18 protein-coding genes are annotated in these 18,581 nt (G+C 53.9%); 1 reads left to right on the top strand and 17 read right to left on the bottom strand.

Annotated features, from left to right (window positions below):
- Positions 1 to 20: 20 nt before the first annotated feature.
- The 15 genes from adhE to VN24_RS27700 all read right to left on the bottom strand — a co-directional run bounded on the left by adhE (position 21) and on the right by VN24_RS27700 (position 15,578).
- Positions 21 to 2,627 (bottom strand): bifunctional acetaldehyde-CoA/alcohol dehydrogenase, encoded by a 2,607-nt coding sequence (gene adhE / locus VN24_RS13490; protein WP_045670824.1) that lies wholly within the window; start codon positions 2,625 to 2,627, stop codon positions 21 to 23.
- A gap of 133 nt (positions 2,628 to 2,760) precedes the next feature.
- Positions 2,761 to 3,372, bottom strand: a complete 612-nt coding sequence (mobA, locus tag VN24_RS13485; RefSeq protein WP_045670823.1) for a molybdenum cofactor guanylyltransferase — start codon at positions 3,370 to 3,372, stop codon at positions 2,761 to 2,763.
- 170 nt (positions 3,373 to 3,542) lie between these two features.
- Complete coding sequence (locus VN24_RS13480) at positions 3,543 to 4,193, bottom strand: RraA family protein (RefSeq protein ID WP_238590684.1); 651 nt, start codon at positions 4,191 to 4,193, stop codon at positions 3,543 to 3,545.
- Positions 4,190 to 5,023, bottom strand: coding sequence for an alpha/beta hydrolase family protein (locus VN24_RS13475; protein ID WP_045670821.1), 834 nt, complete (start codon positions 5,021 to 5,023; stop codon positions 4,190 to 4,192). The genes VN24_RS13480 and VN24_RS13475 overlap by 4 nt, the downstream gene beginning before the upstream one ends.
- An 11-nt stretch (positions 5,024 to 5,034) precedes the next feature.
- Complete coding sequence (locus VN24_RS13470; RefSeq protein WP_045670820.1) at positions 5,035 to 6,003, bottom strand: ABC transporter ATP-binding protein; 969 nt, start codon at positions 6,001 to 6,003, stop codon at positions 5,035 to 5,037.
- Entirely contained in the window at positions 6,000 to 7,019 is a 1,020-nt protein-coding gene (locus VN24_RS13465) for an ABC transporter ATP-binding protein (RefSeq protein ID WP_045670819.1), read from the bottom strand. Before VN24_RS13465 ends, VN24_RS13470 begins: the two co-directional genes overlap by 4 nt.
- Positions 7,020 to 7,024: 5 nt before the next feature.
- Positions 7,025 to 7,927: an ABC transporter permease gene (locus tag VN24_RS13460; protein WP_082083755.1), complete on the bottom strand. Its 903-nt coding sequence runs from the start codon at positions 7,925 to 7,927 to the stop codon at positions 7,025 to 7,027.
- A 16-nt stretch (positions 7,928 to 7,943) separates the two neighbouring features.
- Positions 7,944 to 8,876, bottom strand: coding sequence for an ABC transporter permease (locus VN24_RS13455; protein WP_274520448.1), 933 nt, complete (start codon positions 8,874 to 8,876; stop codon positions 7,944 to 7,946).
- 53 nt (positions 8,877 to 8,929) lie between these two features.
- On the bottom strand, positions 8,930 to 10,573 hold the full coding sequence (locus VN24_RS13450) for an ABC transporter substrate-binding protein (protein WP_045670817.1): 1,644 nt from the start codon (positions 10,571 to 10,573) through the stop codon (positions 8,930 to 8,932).
- A 31-nt stretch (positions 10,574 to 10,604) separates the two neighbouring features.
- Positions 10,605 to 11,384, bottom strand: coding sequence for an HpcH/HpaI aldolase family protein (locus VN24_RS13445; protein WP_052702935.1), 780 nt, complete (start codon positions 11,382 to 11,384; stop codon positions 10,605 to 10,607).
- A gap of 26 nt (positions 11,385 to 11,410) precedes the next feature.
- Entirely contained in the window at positions 11,411 to 12,226 is an 816-nt protein-coding gene (locus VN24_RS13440; protein WP_052702934.1) for a carbon-nitrogen hydrolase family protein, read from the bottom strand.
- A gap of 258 nt (positions 12,227 to 12,484) precedes the next feature.
- Positions 12,485 to 13,111 (bottom strand): GntR family transcriptional regulator, encoded by a 627-nt coding sequence (locus tag VN24_RS13430; protein WP_052702933.1) that lies wholly within the window; start codon positions 13,109 to 13,111, stop codon positions 12,485 to 12,487.
- A 96-nt stretch (positions 13,112 to 13,207) separates the two neighbouring features.
- Complete coding sequence (gene ald, locus VN24_RS13425) at positions 13,208 to 14,323, bottom strand: alanine dehydrogenase (protein WP_045673268.1); 1,116 nt, start codon at positions 14,321 to 14,323, stop codon at positions 13,208 to 13,210.
- Between the two features lie 14 nt (positions 14,324 to 14,337).
- Positions 14,338 to 15,243 carry an acetamidase/formamidase family protein gene (locus VN24_RS13420; protein ID WP_045670815.1) on the bottom strand — a complete coding sequence of 302 codons (906 nt, stop codon included), beginning with the start codon at positions 15,241 to 15,243 and terminating at the stop codon, positions 14,338 to 14,340.
- Between the two features lie 179 nt (positions 15,244 to 15,422).
- Positions 15,423 to 15,578: a hypothetical protein gene (locus tag VN24_RS27700; RefSeq protein WP_158453672.1), complete on the bottom strand. Its 156-nt coding sequence runs from the start codon at positions 15,576 to 15,578 to the stop codon at positions 15,423 to 15,425.
- A gap of 211 nt (positions 15,579 to 15,789) precedes the next feature.
- On the opposite strand from VN24_RS27700, the gene VN24_RS13415 reads away from it, so the two are divergent.
- Positions 15,790 to 16,827, top strand: a complete 1,038-nt coding sequence (locus VN24_RS13415) for an acyltransferase family protein (RefSeq protein ID WP_052702932.1) — start codon at positions 15,790 to 15,792, stop codon at positions 16,825 to 16,827.
- Here VN24_RS13415 and VN24_RS13410 read toward each other — a convergent pair.
- Both VN24_RS13410 and VN24_RS13405 read right to left on the bottom strand, forming a co-directional pair.
- On the bottom strand, positions 16,805 to 17,923 hold the full coding sequence (locus VN24_RS13410) for a sensor histidine kinase (RefSeq protein WP_045670814.1): 1,119 nt from the start codon (positions 17,921 to 17,923) through the stop codon (positions 16,805 to 16,807). The two genes, VN24_RS13415 and VN24_RS13410, sit on opposite strands and share 23 nt — an antisense overlap.
- Positions 17,916 to 18,569 carry a response regulator transcription factor gene (locus tag VN24_RS13405; RefSeq protein WP_045670813.1) on the bottom strand — a complete coding sequence of 218 codons (654 nt, stop codon included), beginning with the start codon at positions 18,567 to 18,569 and terminating at the stop codon, positions 17,916 to 17,918. The genes VN24_RS13410 and VN24_RS13405 overlap by 8 nt, the downstream gene beginning before the upstream one ends.
- Between the last annotated feature and the right edge of the window lie 12 nt (positions 18,570 to 18,581).

Below are 18,581 nucleotides of genomic sequence, written 5' to 3'. Positions count from 1 at the left end.
ACACCTCCCGTTAATTTGGATTAAAATTTCCCGTAAAACGCGTTGCGGTAAATGTCTGCCAGCTCCGTAACGAGCGGCATGCGCGGGTTCGCCGTCGTGCACTGATCCTCAAATGCGCGGTCGGCGAGATACCCCACCTTCTCCTCAAAATCGGCCGGATCAAATCCGAGCGCCTGGAACGATTCCGGAATGCCGAGCGAATGATTCAGCTTGCGGATCGCGTCGATCAGGCTGCCGACGCCTTCCTCGGCCGTGCGCGCAGGCAAGCCGAGCATCCGGGCGATGTCTGCATACCGCTGGTCGGCGATAAAATGGCCGTATTTCGGGAACGATGCAAATTTCGTCGGCTTCTGCGCATTGTAGCGGATGACGTGCGGCATCAGAATCGCATTGGTCCGTCCGTGTGCCGTATGGTATTGCCCGCCCCATTTATGAGCCAGACTGTGGTTGATGCCGAGGAACGCGTTGGCGAACGCCATGCCGGCGAGCGTCGAAGCGTTATGCATTTTTTCCCGAGCCGCCGGATCGGCCGTATGGTACGACTTCTCCAGGTTCTGGAACACGAGCCGGATTGCCTGCAGCGCCAGACCGTCGGTGTAGTCGCTGGCCATAACCGAGACGTAAGCTTCGATCGCGTGTGTCAGAACGTCCATCCCCGTGTCGGCGACCGCTGTCTTCGGCAGGCTGTAGACGAATTCCGGGTCGATGATCGCCACATCCGGTGTCAGCTCGTAATCGGCAAGCGGGTATTTCGTATTGCCCTGATTCTTGTCGGTAATGACGGCGAAAGACGTCACTTCCGAGCCGGTGCCCGACGTGGTCGGAATGGCGACGAATTTCGCTTTCCGGCCAAGACGCGGATATTTGTACACTCGTTTGCGGATGTCCAAAAACTTCATTTTCAGCGAATGGAAGCTCGTGTCCGGATATTCGTAGAACAGCCACATCGCCTTCGCCGCGTCCATCGGCGAGCCGCCGCCAAGGGCGATGATGCAGTCCGGCTGGAAGCTTTCCATCAGCTTCCGGCCCTTCTCCACCGTTTCCACAGACGGGTCGGGCTCGACGTCCGAGAACACTTCCACATAAACCGGCAGCTGCCGCTTGCGCAGATAATATTCGAGCTTCTCCACGTAGCCGAGCTTCTCCATTACCGCGTCGGTGACGATCAGGACGCGCGAGATATCCGGCATTTTTTCCAAGTACTGCGTTGCGCCTTTCTCGAAGTAGATTTTTGGCGGAATTTTAAACCACTGCATGTTGACCGTCCGGTATGCGACGCGCTTGATGTTGAGCAGATTGACGGCCGACACGTTCGAAGCGGTGGAGTTATGGCCGTACGATCCGCAGCCGAGCGTAAGCGACGGCAGGTTCGTGTTGTACAGGTCGCCGATGGCGCCGTGGGTCGACGGAGAGTTGACGATGACGCGTCCGGTCTGCAGCTTAGCGGCAAAAGCGGCGATGACGTCCTCGTTCTTCGAATGGATGACCGAGGAGTGCCCAAGTCCGCCGAAAGCGACGACCTCTGCCGCGCGCTCAATGCCTTGCGCGGCCGTTTGCACCTTGTAGCAGGCGAGCACGGGGCTCAGCTTCTCCGCTGACAGCGGGTAATCCGGGCCGACGCCCTGCAGCTCGGCAACGAGAATCTTCGTATCGGCAGGCACCGCAATTCCCGCCAGATCGGCGATTTTGACGGCCGGCTGGCCGACAATAATGGCGTTGACGGCGCATTTTTCCTTGTTGATGACGAGCTTCGATACCGCTTCCGTCTCCTCCGTCGTCAGGAAGTGGCAGCCTGCCTCCTGCATCAGCTTTTTCACTTGCCCGTATACCGGCTCTTCGATTATGACAGCCTGCTCGGAAGCGCAGATCATGCCGTTGTCGAACGTCTTGGACAGAACCAGGTCGGTGACCGCCTGGCGCAAATCGGCCGACTGCTCGATAAAGCACGGCACGTTGCCCGGCCCGACGCCGAGCGCCGGCTTGCCGGTGCTGTAGGCAGCCTTAACCATCGAGGAGCCGCCGGTCGCCAGCACAAGCGCAACGTCCGGGTGGTTCATCAGCAACTGCGTCGCTTCCACGGACGGCGTTTCGATCCACTGCACGCAGTACTGCGGGGCACCGGCGCGTACGGCCGCTTCGAGCAGTGCGCTTGCCGCCGCGGCGCTGCTCTTCTGCGCGGACGGATGGAACGCGAAAATGATCGGGTTGCGCGTCTTGGCTGCGATCAGCGCCTTGAACATCGTCGTGGACGTCGGGTTGGTGACGGGAGTGACGCCGGCAATGACACCTACCGGCTCCGCTACCTTCTGGTAGCTCTCATAGGGGTTGTCTTCGATGACGCCGACCGTTTTTTCGTTTTTAATGCTGTGATAAATATACTCCGTCGCGAACAGATTTTTTGTTATTTTGTCCTCGTAAACCCCGCGTCCGGTTTCTTCGACGGCCAGCTTGGCAAGCGCCATGTGGCGGTCGAGTCCGGCAAGCGCCATTTCCTGTACGATACGGTCAATCTGCTCCTGGGTCATGTTCATGAATGTTGCCTGCGCCTGCTTAGCGCGGGCGACCAACCGGTTCACTTCGTCTTGGGCGGACTGATGTTCCTGCACGTTAATTTCCTTTACAGCCATCGTCTCTTCCTCCTTGAGATTTCCGAATCGGCACTCACTTCCCTCACTTGCTTGACTCTATCGTACGCCGGAGTCGGCGCCCTCCACTATGCAATAAATCACTCCCAGGAATATTTTTGAAAAAGGAACCGGACTACATCATCGCAAGCTTCTCGGCGAATTGCAGCGCGTGTTCATATTGTTCATCCGTCACGATATTCATGGTGAACAGGGGATCGATTCCCGCCTCCAGCAAAAACGTTTCGTCCGCTTTGATCCAGCGCAGCGCCGGCATCAAGGCGGAGACATGCCTTTCGCCCCTCTCCATCAGCGCCAGCGCTTGACGGGCGCAGCTTTTGCCGTAAACGCCGTGCAGCGGGTATTCCCGCCCTTCGATGAGCGGGATCGCGGCTTCGGCGCCGCATGTTCGAAGCTGATCGAGCAGCACGGCCGCCCGCGCCGAAATAAAGGGCATGCCGCAGCCGACGACCCAGACGGAATCGTGCCGGGCCAGACTTAATCCGGCATGCATGCCGCCAAGCGGTCCTTTGCCGTGATAATAGTCCGTTATGATGCGCACGTCCGTATCGACAAGTCGGAGATAAGGTTTCGGATCTTCAGCCGCAACGATGATCTCGGCACAGCTCTTACGCAGCTCCCGAATTTGCCGCTGCAGCAAAATTTCACCGCCGAACGGCAGCAGCGCTTTGCGCTTTCCGTTCATTCTTTTACTCGGTCCCCCCGCAAGTATGAGGCCTGTCATCATCCCAATCGTCTCCTTCCGCTTTTCCTTATTTCCTAAGCTTACTAAACGGCCCGGCATAAAAAAGTAATATTTGTCACAGCCGCAATGATTTACCGCCCATAACAAAAGAAGCTTCCAGTCCCGCTTTAAACAGCGGGTTTGGAAGCTTCTTCGTTTGAATTTTTGACAGCTCATAAAAAGTAGTTTTCAGCGCCGCTGATGGAAGCAATGGATATACCGGAATCCAATTTCCGCTTCAGTTCAACTTCCGCTTGTTGAATCCGGATCGCTTCCCGTCCATAGTGTTCCGCATCGCTTGGGCTGACGACGAATACGCCGTCATCATCGGCAACAATTAAATCGCCGGGATGAATACTTGTGCCGCAGATGCTGATGACTGTATTGATTTCCCCCTCAATTCCCACAATCCGGGTCGTCAAAGGACTTGTCCCGAGCGAGAAAACGGGCAGCTTCAATTCCAGAATCTCGGCAACATCATTCACGCAGCCTCCAACGATAACGCCGGACAACCGTTTTTGCTTGGCAATATAAGAGAGTACTCCTCCCCAACAGGAGCGTTCTTCGTCACCGGACATATCGATCGCGAGCACATCGCCCGCTTGAACGATACTAAGCGCCTGGTGGACGGCCGAAGAATCCATGTGGGGGATTTTTACCGTTACCGCATTGCCGACGATGCGGATCGGAGTAACCAGCGGACGAAGCCCTTTCAGAAAACCAAAATCCGTCATGTGACCGATTGTGGATGGCATCACCTGATCATACAGTTCGATCAGTTCTTCGTTTACACCTTGCACTCTTGGGTTCATTCGGAACATCATTCCCAGCCTCCAGCTTCCGCTAAAATCTCTCCAAAAAACGACTGGACCACGGGAAACAGCTTTTTCCCTTCATGGGCGGCATCCTCGACTTCGTCGTACCGCACGCGGATTCCGTTGCGGATCATATTGTCCCTTAACGTTCTGATCCGGGCGAGGCGGCTGTCTCCCGCCACTTCCACACCCTCCTGCCAAAACGGATTTTCCTTGCCTGTTTTTTGAATCTCGCAGTCCAATGAGCCGATTACCAGCTGTACCGGAACTTCGCGAAGCCTCTCCAGATCGAGCTTCGACCCGAACTGTTCTTCGAAGCCGCGCGTTCCGACGAACCAATCCCGCGTATCGTCCAGCAAGGTGACATTTCCCGGGGAAGCAATCGAAACCCCTTCGAGAAGCTGGGGATGAAGATAATAAAAACGATGGACAAACTGGGCACCGCCCGAAAATCCGAAAAGGAGGAAGCGTTCGAAGGCAACCCCGTATTTTGACGAAAATTCATCGATCATGGACAAGAGGACGTGATCGAACCGAATGTCGTGGAAGCGGACGAATTTATAAGCATTCAATTCTCCCGCCTCGATGATTCCGGCCGGAAACAATGGAGCCAGCACCATTGCTCCCGTTTGTTCGGCCAAGTCGCTGAAAGCGTCGCGGTAGATTTGCGCATTGCGGTCGGTGCCGTGAATAAGGACAATGAGACGCCCATGCTGCGGGTGTTCGGCGTCAAAGCTTTTCGGGACATACGCGCAATACGAAAATCGTTGATCGAATTGCGAAGCGTAGAGCGTCGTCGCCCCTTTCTCCAACCGCTGTCTTTGCTGCAATGGATCCATGAGGCTGCCTCCTATGCTCTCGGATAAAAACACGCTGCCAGATGCCCGTTTTTCCCTTCCAGCTCCGGAACCTTTGTATCGCAATGCTGCGTGACGTACGGACACCGGGCATGAAAGGCACAGCCTGACGGCGGATTGCTCGGAGAAGGCATCTCCCCCGTTAAGACGATCCGCTGTCGTTCCCGCTCTTTGCGCGGGTCAGGCAGCGGAATGGCGGACAGAAGCGCTTCCGTGTACGGATGCTTGGGCTGTTTAAAGAGACGGTTATATTCAGCCGACTCCACCACTTTCCCCAAATACATGACCGCCACGCGATCGGATATATGTTTGACGACGGAAAGATCGTGCGCGATAAAAACATACGTCAGCCCAAATTCCTTCTGCAGGTCCTGAAACAGGTTCACAATCTGAGCTTGAATGGAGACGTCGAGCGCACTGACCGGTTCATCGCATATAATCAGCTTTGGCTTTAAGGCAACCGCCCGGGCGATTCCGATCCGCTGGCGCTGCCCTCCGGAAAATTCGTGCGGATACCGGGTATAATGTTCGGGCTTAAGGCCTACTGTTTCCAGAAGCTCCTGAACCCGCAGCTTGATATTCCCCTTGACCCGATGGGATACGAACGGTTCGGCAATAATATCGCCGACGGTCATCCGCGGATTGAGGCTGGCAATCGGATCCTGAAGCACCACTTGCATTTCCCGCCTGATTTGTAGCATTTGCCTTGCACTGTACTTTAGAATATTTTCCCCTTCAAACAGCACTTCTCCGCCGGTCGGCTCAAGCAGCCGGAGAATAAGCCGGGCAAGCGTACTTTTTCCGCATCCGGATTCGCCTACGATACCGAGCGTCTCCCCCGCCCGGATTTTCAGATCGACGCCGTCGACGGCTTTCACGTGACCGACGGTTTGCTTCAACAATCCGGCTTTGATCGGGAAGTGCATTTTAAGACCGCGCGTCTCCAGCAGATAAGAACTCACGGGCTGATCACCTCATCTCTTTCCTCCATTGGCGCGTTTTGCTCCATCTCTTCAAAGGAGAGGTGGCATGCCGCGCGATGGGCGCTCATTTTTTCTACAAGCGCCGGTTTAATCTGCCCGCAAATTTCCATCGCAAACGGACATCTCGAGTAGAATGAGCAGCCCTCCGGAGGGTTAAGGAGACTGGGGGGGGAGCCGGATATGGACTGCAAACGGTCGGCCCCGTCATCGTCCATACGCGGCAGCGAACGGAGCAGCAGCCAGGTATACGGCATGAGCGGCCGGCTAAACACCTCTTCGGTCCTGCCTTCTTCAACGACCTCCCCCGCATACATCACCATCACCCGGTCGGCCGACCTCGCCACAACGCCAAGATCATGGGTAATCAAAAGAATGGCCATCCCGTATTGTTTCTGAATCGACGCGATCAACTCCAAGATTTGCGCCTGGATCGTCACATCGAGTGCCGTTGTCGGTTCGTCGGCAATGAGTACTTTCGGATTGCATGCTAGCGCCATGGCGATCATAGCCCGCTGCCGCATGCCCCCTGAATATTGGTGCGGATATTCATGGAACCGTTTTTCCGGATTGGCGATTCCGACGTCCCGCAGCACCTGCAGCGCCCGTGCGGCCGCCTCTTTTTTGGACACTTTCTGATGAAACCGAATCGATTCCATAATCTGCTTGCCGACGGTCATGACGGGATTCATGCTTGTCATCGGGTCCTGAAAGATCATCGCGATATCGTTGCCCCGCATCTTTCGCATTTCAGATTCGGTCATTTCGATCAGATTGCGTCCGTCGAAAAGAATCTCGCCTTCCGGGTAAGAGGTCATCGGCACCGGATTGAGCTGCATCAGAGAAAGGGACATGACGCTTTTCCCGCAGCCCGATTCACCGACAATTCCAAGTGTTTCGCCGCGGTCGACGGTAAACGAAACGCCGTTTACCGCGTTAACGATCCCGCCCAGCGTATTAAAATGTGTTCTTAGGCCTTTTACTTCAAGCAATGCCATGCCCGCTACCCACCTCCATTCTCTTCCAGTTTCCCTGCCGGTTTGATGGACATCCTCTTGAAGAGGAACCCGCCTCTCCTGCGGGACAGATGAGGATTGACCATCTCCCGGAACAAATCCCCAAACACATTCAAGGAGAGCACCGTCAGCAGGATGGCGATACCCGGCAGAACGGAAAACCACGGGGCAGTCGTCAAATAGACTTGCGATTCTCCAAGCATACTGCCCCAGGTCGGCGTAGGCGGTTTAATCCCCAGTCCTAAAAAGCTAAGGGATGCTTCCGCAAGAATGGCCTTTGCAAAGATGAAGGTTGCTTGTACGATAATCGGCGTCAGCGAGTTCGGAAGAATATGCCGGATCATAATCGCCGTATGCTTCGTTCCGATCGCCTTGGCCGCTTCCACGTACTGCATATTGACAATGAGCAGGGTCGATGATCGAACAACCCGCGTCATATTCGGCCAAAAGGCGATTACGAGGGCCGTCACCAGGTTGAACATGTTGCCCCCTAAAGCCGCAACCATTGCGATGGCGAGCAGGACCGAAGGGAACGCCATAATACCGTCGATGATTCGCATCAGGAAGGAGTCGGCCTTCGGAAAATAACCTGCCAGCAAACCGGTGATCGTTCCCAAAACGATCGACAGCAGTGTAACGATGAATCCAACGCCCAGCGAAATTTGCGCTCCATAGATCACTCTACTAAAAATATCACGGCCAAAATGATCCGTTCCGAATAGATGCTGACCGGACGGAGGCAATAAACGCTGCGTAGGATCAATGTAAGTCGGAGAATGGGGGACCCATAACGGTGCCGTGACGGCCGCCATCACAATCGTAAATAATACCGCCCCCGCCGCATATCCGGAAATACGCTTGCTCCTTCGTTTCGAATGCAGTGCGGACATTGCCTATCTCCCTTTCTTAATCGTATCGGATTCTCGGATCAAAGAAGGCATAGGCCAGATCCACCAATAAGTTTACGAGCACATAGATGACGGCAATGAACAATACGCCGCCCTGAAGGACGGGAAAATCGCGCCGCGAGATGGATTCCGCGATCAGTTGTCCCAAACCCGGAATGGCAAAGATCGATTCAACGATGATGGCGCCGCCGAGCAGCTCGGCAATTGTGACGCCGATAACGGTCACGGTCGGAATCATCGCATTCGGCAAAATATGACCCAGCAGGATGATCCATTCCTTTGCTCCTTTGGCGCGTGCACTGCGAATGTAGTCCTGGTTCATGACCTCCAGCATTCCGTCGCGCAGCATCCGGGCAATAAGCCCGGCCTGCTGGACGGAGAGCACGACAGCCGGCAGAAGCAGGTGGCTCAGCCAAGGCCAGAAGCCTTGACTAAGCGGCATGTAGCCTGCAACCGGAACCCAGCCGAGCGTTACGGCAAACACGATAATGAGCAGCAGCGCCAGCCAAAATGCCGGTATGGAAACGCCCAGCAAGGAGAAGGACATGAAGATCCAATTCATCCACGAATTCCGTTTCCATACGGCAAGGATCGCCAGCGGGATTGCAATGACAAGACTCAGTAGCATGGCGATCAAGGAGAGGCCGAACGTTGTCTTAAAGCTCTCCCAGATGATTTGAATAACCGGTTCGCCCGAAAAAACGGACACCCCGAAATCGCCGACTGCAACATCGCCAAGCCACCTTAAAAACTGTTCATAAAGCGGAGCGTCGAGCCCCAGAGACTGCCGCATCTTCGCGAGCTGCTCTTCCGTTGCCGTCTCTCCCAGAATAGCTGACGCCGCATCCCCGGGAGTAATGTGAATAAGCGAGAAACAAATCAGACTAACGATGAGGATGACGGGAATTAAGGAAATCAACCGGCGGGCGATATATTGTGTAATAACAATCCACCTCCCCGTGTTGCAGTATCAACCGCACGGATTTATTTTTTCAACCACGTATTCCAGAATTTGATGCCCATCCACGGTTCAAAATCTTGCAGCTTGTCGCTGTACGCATCAAGTCCCACTTCGTTGACCATCTTGATAATCGGGAATTCTCCGTAAACGATGCTGTTGACATCCGTTAAAATTTTCATTTGCTCGGCAGGATCGGTGGATTTATTCCATGCGCTCAAAGCAGCGTTCATTTTCTCGCTTGTATAATTGGTCGAGCCCGCATAATCCGGTTCCAGCCACAACGTCAGCGACAAATCGAATACAGGTGCGAAACCAAGGACGAACAAATCGAATTCTTTCGGGTTCTTGATCAGCTCCGTCAGCGCAGAATATTCATACGTCTGGAAGTCGACCTTAAAGCCAACCTCTTGCAGCTGCTGCATGACAATTTGCGCGGATTTCAAATGGTCCTCATAGCTGTTGGATGCGATCAGGCGGATCGGCTCGTTGTTGTAGCCCGCTTCTTTCAACAGCTGCTTCGCTTTTTCCGGATCGTATTTGTAAGCCTCGGTTCCCGTGGTCGAATACAGTTCCTTTTGCGGCGGGAAGAAGATCGATCCATCGGCCTTGTAGAAGTTCGGATCGCCGTACGTAACGCTGCCGATCGCTTCCCGGTCAAGGGCATAGTTAACGGCTTCACGCAGGCGGACATCATTGAAAGGCGCTTCGGATTTATCCGGAATGAGGGTAATAAACTTTTTCATTTCATTCACTTGCGTTTGAACGCCCGGAATCGCCTTAGCCGCGCCGTACAAATCTTGCGGTACCGCCATCACATAGTTGAACAGCCCTGTTTTCAAGCCGTTCATTCTCACTTGCGCATCCGAGATGATATCGAATCTGATTTTATCCGCAAAAGCAACCTTTTTACCGGTCAGTCCACCCCAATCCTCTTCACGGGAAACATAATCGTCGAACCGGATTAACGTAAGGCTTTGTCCTCTCTTCCAGCTTTCAAGCTTGTATGGACCTGTACCGACTACGAGCGCATCGTCCGTAAATCTTTCTTCCCCGGCTTTTGCAGCAATGTCGGCAGGCATAATCGCAAGCGCGTTTTGCGGACCCGCGAAGAAGCGAATAAGAGGCGTAAACGCTTCTTTCAGCTTGATTTCAATCGTATAATCATCCAGTTTATTGATCGATTCGATTTTCTCGGCCGCGATCTTTCCGAAACGGGAAATGACTGTCCAACGTTTAATCGATGCGATGACGTCGTCCGCCTTCATTTCGGCGCCGTTATGGAATTTCACGCCTTGTCTCAGCTTGATCGTATACGTTGTTTGATCGCTGCTCATTTCATAACTGTCGGCAAGCATCGGCTTGACAGCCAAATCTTTATCCAGGGCAAAGAGTTGTTCGAAAATGTGGTACGCAATGTTAGCCGTCGAGAAGGAGCCGGAGCTGGCCCAGTCGAGAGCAGGCGGATCCGCTTCAAATGCAATCCGGATTTCACCGCCCGGCTGCGGCCCTCCCTCTTCCGTCTTAGCGGCTGCTTCCTGACCCCCTGTCGATTCAGCGGCCGGTTGTTCCGTTTTTGCCGTGTTTCCGCCCGTACAAGCCGTGATCACCATGAATACAAAAACAAGTCCAAAAACCAATGCCTTTCTCGCATTATACACCCTTTTCATTCCTTCCAACCTCCCCAATTTAAATGAAAATTTATTGTATCTTAAGGCTTGCGCTCTTGATACCGGCTATATGCGATGCCAATGTCTGACTGAATAGGAGCGTATCGATCGGAGGTACGGTAAAGAAATTCGCTCCCCATTCGGTGTAGCGGTTTACATCTTCGGCCGTGAAGGCCGGAATGCCGATCCCTATTCCCGCTTCGCGCGAAATACGGATCACTTCTTTCATCACCTCAATCACGACAGGGTGATCGAATTGCTCCTGATATCCGAGCGAGGCGGCCAAATCTGCCGGACCGAGAAAGAGCAGGTCCAGTCCTTTGACGCCGACAATTTCCTTCAGATTATCGACAGCCGCCGCATCTTCGATCATTCCGATGACGGTCACAACTCCATTTTGCCGGCGTATATGCTGCTGGAACGGTATCGATCCGTACCCGGCGGCCCTTGACGAACCGTCCAATCCTCTTGTTCCGAGCGGACGGTACTTGGCGGCGTTTACCGTCATTTCCGCCTGCTCGCGTGTCGTCAGATGAGGAACCATGATGGCATCGGCCCCGGCATCGAGCACACGAAGTATAGCTCCGTAATCGTTATGCCCCGTTCTTACGATTGATAGAAGATCCACACACCTCGCTGCGCGAATCATATGCTGCACAAGCCCGTAATCAAATGTCGTATGTTCCATGTCGATGATGGCGAAGTCATACCCTGTATATCCAAGCATCTCGACAACTGCGGGGTCCTTTAACGTCACGATCATTCCGTAGGCGGATTGCCGTTTGTTCAACAGAGAACGAAAACTGCTCATATGAGGGGGCTCCTTTTCCGCTTAATTTAGTTTGGGGCGTATAATTCCGCTCTCCGATGACGATGCGATGGAAGCTTTTCGCGAACGCTCCCGATCCGGCTCAAATCGATTTCGCAAGGAATGAGCGCCTCCGTTTCGGGTCCGGCAACGAGTCGTACGCCCATCGGATCGACAACAAGGCTTTGGCCGGTATAAAAATCGCTGACTTGATTGCAAGCAACGACGAAGACCGTGTTTTCGAGCGCCCTTGTCGTTACTAAATGGTTCCAGTGGTGCTCTTTCATCGGTCCGCGCACCCATCCCGAAGGGACAAGAATAATGTCTGCCCCCAAAGCCGCCTGATGACGCGCAATTTCGGGAAAACGCAGTTCATAGCAAACGAACAGGCCTATCGTTCCAAAAGGAGTTTCAATCGGCTCGAATAACTGCGACCCCGGTTCAATCGTGTCCGATTCCTTAAAGCCAAACGCATTATAAAGATGCGTTTTCCGGTATACGCCGGCAATCGATCCGTCGTCACGAACGACGACAACCGAATTATAAACCCGGTCTTTCCGCGAATCCGGTGCAGTCTCCTTCATTCCGAACACAAGCCAGGTTCCGGTTTCGGCCGCCAGTTGTCTCATGCCGGCAACAAACGGTCCGTCAAGGGGCTCCGCATCTTCCACAATGACATCCAGCGGAGTGTCTACAGGAAAAAAGCTCATGAAAATTTCCGGAAACACGATCATCTGGGCGTTGTAGTTATTGATTGAATCGTGAACGGCGGCTACAGCTTTTTTATAATTAACGTGTTTATCCGAGGTCGACTCCAATTGCGCCATTACAATCCGAACTTTCACCTAATCCCTCCTCAAATAAACGGGTCTTCGAGCAACAAACGTGGTTTTTCAGAAAACATGAATCCCAACCTGTATACAAGTTTATTATAAAATAATTTATTTATCTTCACAATATAAACATCGTTCTGCCAATCTTGCTGCAATTGTCGGATGCCGAAGCGATACCAATATGGAAGGAAAACGGCCAGCAAGTGATCAGCCGCGGAATGTAAAAAAGTAAAAGCTGCGCTGACCATTTTCCTGCTCGGTAATCTCCTGTTACAACTTCCCTTTTTTCAAATGCTCTTCGAGTAGCTGCACGGCAGCCTCGACATTCCCCTCGATAATGGCATTCAGGATTTCCATGTGCTCTTCGATAAAGACCTTTAACACATCGGGCTTGTTTCGCAGCCAATTCCCGGCCCGTACGGTGAACTGTCTGTCTCTGGCATGACGGTACATTTTAATAAAATGAGAATTCCCTACGATTTCCAGCAAATATTGATGAAAAAGCGAGTCTTTTTCCAACAATTCATAAAAATCGTCTTTTTGGTACGCTTCCTCCTGCATCGCAATAATACGCTTCAATTGTTCGATATGCCGGTCGTCCATCCGCTGGACCGCTTTCTTCAACGAATAGGTTTCGACCGCGATTCTCATATCGATCAGCTCGTTGCGCTCATCGACGGTCAGCTCGGTGAACATAATTCCCCTGTTCGGCATAATGCGCAGAAAGCCTTCGTGCTGCAAACGATTGAGCGCTTCCCTGATCGGCGTTCGGCTCATTTCCAGCTCCTGGACCAACGTATTCTCGGATGTGTACCCTTCATTGCCTTTCATCATTTTTTCTTTAATTTTTTCGTATGCAATATCCTTCAGCAGCATCTTCGGATTTTTATCGATCAAATGTGTCACACCTATCCGGGAGTTTTTATATACCAATATGTATACAATTATGTATACAACTTGATTATAAAAGTAGTTCACCCGGTTTGCAATACATTATACTACAAGTGCTCCTAAAGGGTTGACATATTCGTAGCCGAGATCCCGCGCCGCCTTCTCGCATGTGAGATAGCCGTATGCCGTATTCAATCCAAGCTGTAACGGAACCGATTCACGGAGCGCTTGCTGGACACCCTTGTTCGCAATCTGCAGCGCGTACGGCAGCGTAACATTGGTTAGCGCAATCGTCGATGTGCGCGGCACCGCTCCCGGCATATTCGCCACGGCATAGTGGACAACCCCGTGCTTCACATATGTCGGCTCGTCATGAGTGGTGATCCGGTCGGCCGTCTCCACAATTCCGCCCTGATCAATGGCAACGTCAACGATAACCGAACCGGGCTTCATCCTTTGAACCATCGCTTCCGAAACGAGCTTCGGCGCTTTCGCTCCCGGAATAAGAACGGCTCCGACAACGAGATCCGCAGCAGCAACAGACTCTGCAATATTTGCCGGATTAGAGGCCAGGGTCTGAATGCGGCTGCCGTAAATATGCTCCAGCTCGCGCAACCGCTCGGCGTCGAGGTCAAGGATGGTCACTTCCGCCCCCATGCCGATCGCGATTCGGGCAGCATTGCTGCCGACGACCCCGCCGCCGATAATCGTAACCTTGCCCCGCCCGACACCGGGAACTCCCCCGAGCAGAATTCCCATTCCGCCTTCCCGCTTCTCCAGAAAGCGGGCGCCGATTTGAACGGCCATTCTGCCTGCAACCTCGCTCATCGGCGTAAGCAGCGGACGCGTCCCGTTCAGCTCAACCGTTTCGTAGGCGATCGACATCACCTTCTTCGCGGTCAGCTCTTTGGCGAGTTCAGGCTCTGCCGCCAAGTGCAAATAAGTAAACAAGATTAGTCCTTCCCGAAAATAACCGTATTCGGAGGGCAGCGGTTCTTTCACTTTCATCACCATATCCGCGGCCCATACGTCAGACGCTTGCAAGGCAATAAACGCACCGGCATCGCGATATTCCTGATCGGTAAAGCCGCTGCCCGCGCCGGCTCCCTCCTCGATGATCAACCGATGGCCTGCCTTTACAATCGTAGAAGCAACAGCCGGCGTAACCGCCACCCGGTTTTCGTTGTTTTTTCTTTCTTTCGGGACACCTATAAGCATCTTGCTTTCCACTCCTACTCCTGAATTAATGGCTTCAATGATTTCATTTGAGGCATTCGGAAGCGAACGACAGATTCGACGGAACAAGGTTTGCAAGCCTGGTTAACCTGCACATCCCCCGCGGCTCCCATCAACATATACGCTTCCGTGTTTGACAGCTCCCACTCCTTGACGAGAAGCCGCTGCATGGATTCGCTTGCGAGCCGAATGGCGGTCAGCAAATCATGATCGCTGGCAATCGTGTACCAATCATTGCCCCGGTGCACGAGCGGCCAATCAAGTTCTGCTCCTTTGATCACGGAGAGCCTGACGTCCACCTCGCCGGCGACTTCAATCCCGACACCGCATATTTCCCCATCCCCCATTGCCGCATGTAAGTCCCCAAGCGCAAACAATGCGCCCGATACGTTGACAGGCAAATAGACGCTCGATCCGGACGTTATGCAAGTCGCATCCATATTTCCGCCATGATTGCCGGGATGTCCGCACGGAATATCCGCTCCCGCAGGAGCCACCCCGATGACGCCGACCATAGGCCGGACGTCCAATTCAATATGTTCGCTGAATGTAGCCGTTTGACCGCTCGCAATCGGTAAGATCTTGATGGCGCTCTCCGCCGTGTGCGTCAATGTTCCGATGCCCGGAATGGAGGCGAGGACGCCTTGGCCTGCCACCCGGATCTCCAAAATTTCCGCCTTGATCACATCGCCCGGCTCGGCACCCTCAATGTATACGGGTCCGGTAGCGGGATTGATCCGGGAGTAATCAATTGCTTCAACGGACTGGTCCGGCGAATGGATCGTATTCGAAAAACAGTCCATCGTTTGAAACTTGACCGTCGATCCGCTGATTACGTTCAGAACAGGCGTATGATGTTTCGAGAAACTGAAAATGTGCGTATCCCTTGCAAGAAGAAGCAATGATGACCCCTCCTGTCTTTCATGATATGGGAATTCCCGCGCTGCCAATTTGACGTCCGATTTGAATTCCAATTTACATCCCAACCTGTATACAAGTTGATTATAAACAAAAAATGGTCGATCCGCAATATGAAATTTTTCAAAAAAAGACCGGGATTTCTCCCCGGTCTTACGCCCAGCTATTGCTCCAATCTTCGCTCCTGCATCCATTCATCGCGTTCGGCCTGCTGCTTCTGTTCCGTCATTTCCACTTTGCAGTCTTCGCAAATCCAGCTCGTCCCCACACTGCCCGTGCCGTTCGTTCTGCTGCACTCTTTGCAGGTAATCACAGTCATCTGCTCCCTTCAAAGTATTCATTCCGGGTCACAATCAGCCTGCCCGTCACGTCGCGGTTTCCTATATAACTCTATTAAACCATACGTATTTCTGGGCATCTGTGATAAAAATCACAGTACCGCTCGATTTCAACCGGTGATATTCATCACTTCGCCGTTTCGGATAATCGGGTATGTTGAAAAAGAAAAATAAGGAGCGGGAGTGGGGACGTTGACGAAAATCGGGCCGGAAGCGATAGAGCACAGTTACATGATGAACGTGAAATACGTGCTGATTACACTTGTCATCACGGCGAATATGCTGGAGCCGGTCATCAGCCGGCATGCCGGAGCGATGGCAGTCTACGAAACGATCTATACGTTCCATATCCCGATGTTCGCCTTCGCAATGGGCTACTCGGCCCAAGATTACAGGCAGGAGGGGCGCGCAAGCAAGGCGCTGACTGCGATCGCCTATCAATATATCGTCTTTCAAAGCTTGTATTCGCTTGCCGATGCATCTCTCTTCCATGCGCCGGGAGTCGTGTACTCCTTCTTCATGCCTTATTCGTTGCTGTGGTTTCTTTGCAGCCACTTCTGCTGGCGCCTGCTGCTGCCGCTGTTCTCCCGCATGAAATATGCCTTGCCCACAGCCGTGCTGCTGGGAGTCGCGGCCGGTTATATCCCGTGGGAAGGCGGCTGGGTCAGCTTGTCGCGAACGTTTGTGTTCTTCCCTTTCTTCCTTGCAGGGTTCAAAGCCCGCAACTTTCCGCGTTGGCAAGCGGCAGCGCTGCGAATCCGCCCCTTTGCCGTTGCAGCAGGTTTCGCTGTGCTCGCCGTCTTCTGGCTTGGGCCCCACATCGATCCGGGCTGGTTATACGGAAGCCGGACCTTCGCGGAACTCGGAAGTACGCAGTGGTATGCCGGGCTGCAGCGGCTCGGCATCTATGTGCTGGAAGCTGCGGCTTCCATCTGCTTTCTGGCCTGCGTTCCTTGGAGCGAAGGCAGGCTGACCGGCCCCGGCAAGCGGACGCTGTATGTTTTTCTGCTGCAAGGCTTTGTCATCAAGGCAATGTTGGCGGCAGGGCTGTATGACGTCATCGAAAATGAAAGGATGGCCGTACCGCTGCTCGTTGCAGCAGCCGTTCTGCTCGCGCTCGGTTTATCCCGGCCGCAAATCGAGCGGGCGGGCAAACGTTGGATCGAGCCCGATTTCCCGGCACTTATAGCGAAGCTCCGGACCCGTTTCAGAACCCGGACTTCGGTATAACAACCGTCACGGCGGTCCCCCGGCTCGCGGAAGATTCGATCCGCAGGCTGCCGCCGGCGGCGCGGGCCCGCTCTTCCATGCTGAACCGCCCGACGCCTTTGGATGGAGCCGCCGTATCGAAACCAGCGCCCTCATCGGCGATTCGGACGACGACTTCCGTTTCCGTCTCTTTAATCGAGACGTCCGCCTCCGATACGTCCGCATATTTGGCGATGTTGGTCAGCGCCTCCTGAATGATCCGATATATGGCAGTTTCCGCCTGGACGCCTAGCCTTTTGCGCAGATTGCAGTCAAAACGTACCGTTATCCCGTAATGGGAAGCGTAATTGTCGATATACGTCCGGATCGCCGGCACAACGCCGAGATCGTCCAGTACGGACGGCCGCATCTCCCAGGCAAGACCGCGCACTTCCTCGATGATGCCCGCCACCGTCTCCCGGATCGGCCCAAGCTGCGCTTCTCCGCTTTCCGCGGCCGACATAACCCCGTCAATCTGGATCAGCAGCGAAAATAAGCTTTGGCCGATGCCGTCGTGCAGCTCGCGCGAAAACCGGCGCCGCTCATCCTCCTGGATGCGCATCACCTGTCCGATCATTTCCTGCAGCTGTTCCTCGACCTTCTTCAGCTTCGTCACTTCGTTGCGGATCGCAAGAAACTGATACGGACGGCCGTCTTCGCCGATAAACGGGACAATGGTCGTGCTGACCCAGTAGTAGCTGCCGTCTTTGGCCCGGTTTTTGATTTCGCCGAACCAAACGTCCCCTGCGAGAATCGTCTGCCACAGCTGCTGCATGAACGGCTTGTCATGATAGCCCGAATTGATGATCCGGTGATCCTGCCCGATCAGCTCTTCGCGCTCATACTTCGATATTTCGCAAAATTTATCGTTGACGTACTCGATTTTCCCGCTGCGGTCGGTGACGGCGACGATCGACGATTCGTCCAGCGCGAACTTGACATCCGTCAGCTGCTTGAGCGACTGCTTCAGCTCGCTGCGGAACGCCTCGTCGGCAATATTGTCGTCGAGCTTCGACAGAAGCGACCCGACATGCTGGCCGATCACCTCGGATTCCGTTATTTTCCGCCGTTTAGTCAAACTGCAGCAGCCCCTTTTTCACCGCATATTTAACAAGCTCGGGCCGCGATTTGAGACCCAGCTTCTCCATGACGTTGCTTTTGTGGGCTTCCACCGTTTTCACGCTGATGATCAACTGCTCGGCAATTTCTTTGTTCGCGTATCCTTTGGCGGTCATCTCCAGCACTTCCTTCTCGCGCTCGGACAGCGTTTCGAACAGATCCGCGCTCTCGCCGCGCCTCAGACCCTCCGTATATTCCTTCATCAGCCTCTTGGTCGCGTTCGGATGCAGGTACGGATCGCCTTTCGCCACCGACCGGATCGCCGTCAGCAGCTCCTCATGAGGAGCGCTCTTCAGCACATAGCCGGACGCTCCGGCATGAATGGCCCGGAACAAATATTCGTCGTCGTCATGCATCGTCAAAAAAAGTACCGCCGTACCGGGAAGCTCCGTCTTCAGCTCGGAAGCGGCCGTAAGCCCGTCCTTACCGTGCGGCATGCTCAAATCCATCAGCACGACGTCCGGATTCAGCTGCCGCGCAGCCGCAATACCTTCGTCCCCGTCGGACGCTTCGCCGACCACTTCGATATCTTCTTTGCCGCTCAGCAGCATCCGCAGCCCGGAACGGACCATCGCATGGTCGTCCACGATGATGATTTTGATCATGTGCAACCTCCT

It is taken from the genome of Paenibacillus beijingensis (genome assembly GCF_000961095.1).
Lineage (GTDB): Bacteria > Bacillota > Bacilli > Paenibacillales > Paenibacillaceae > Paenibacillus_O > Paenibacillus_O beijingensis.
Note: the sequence above shows the minus strand (reverse complement) of the source record. Positions and strands in the feature narration are given on the sequence as shown.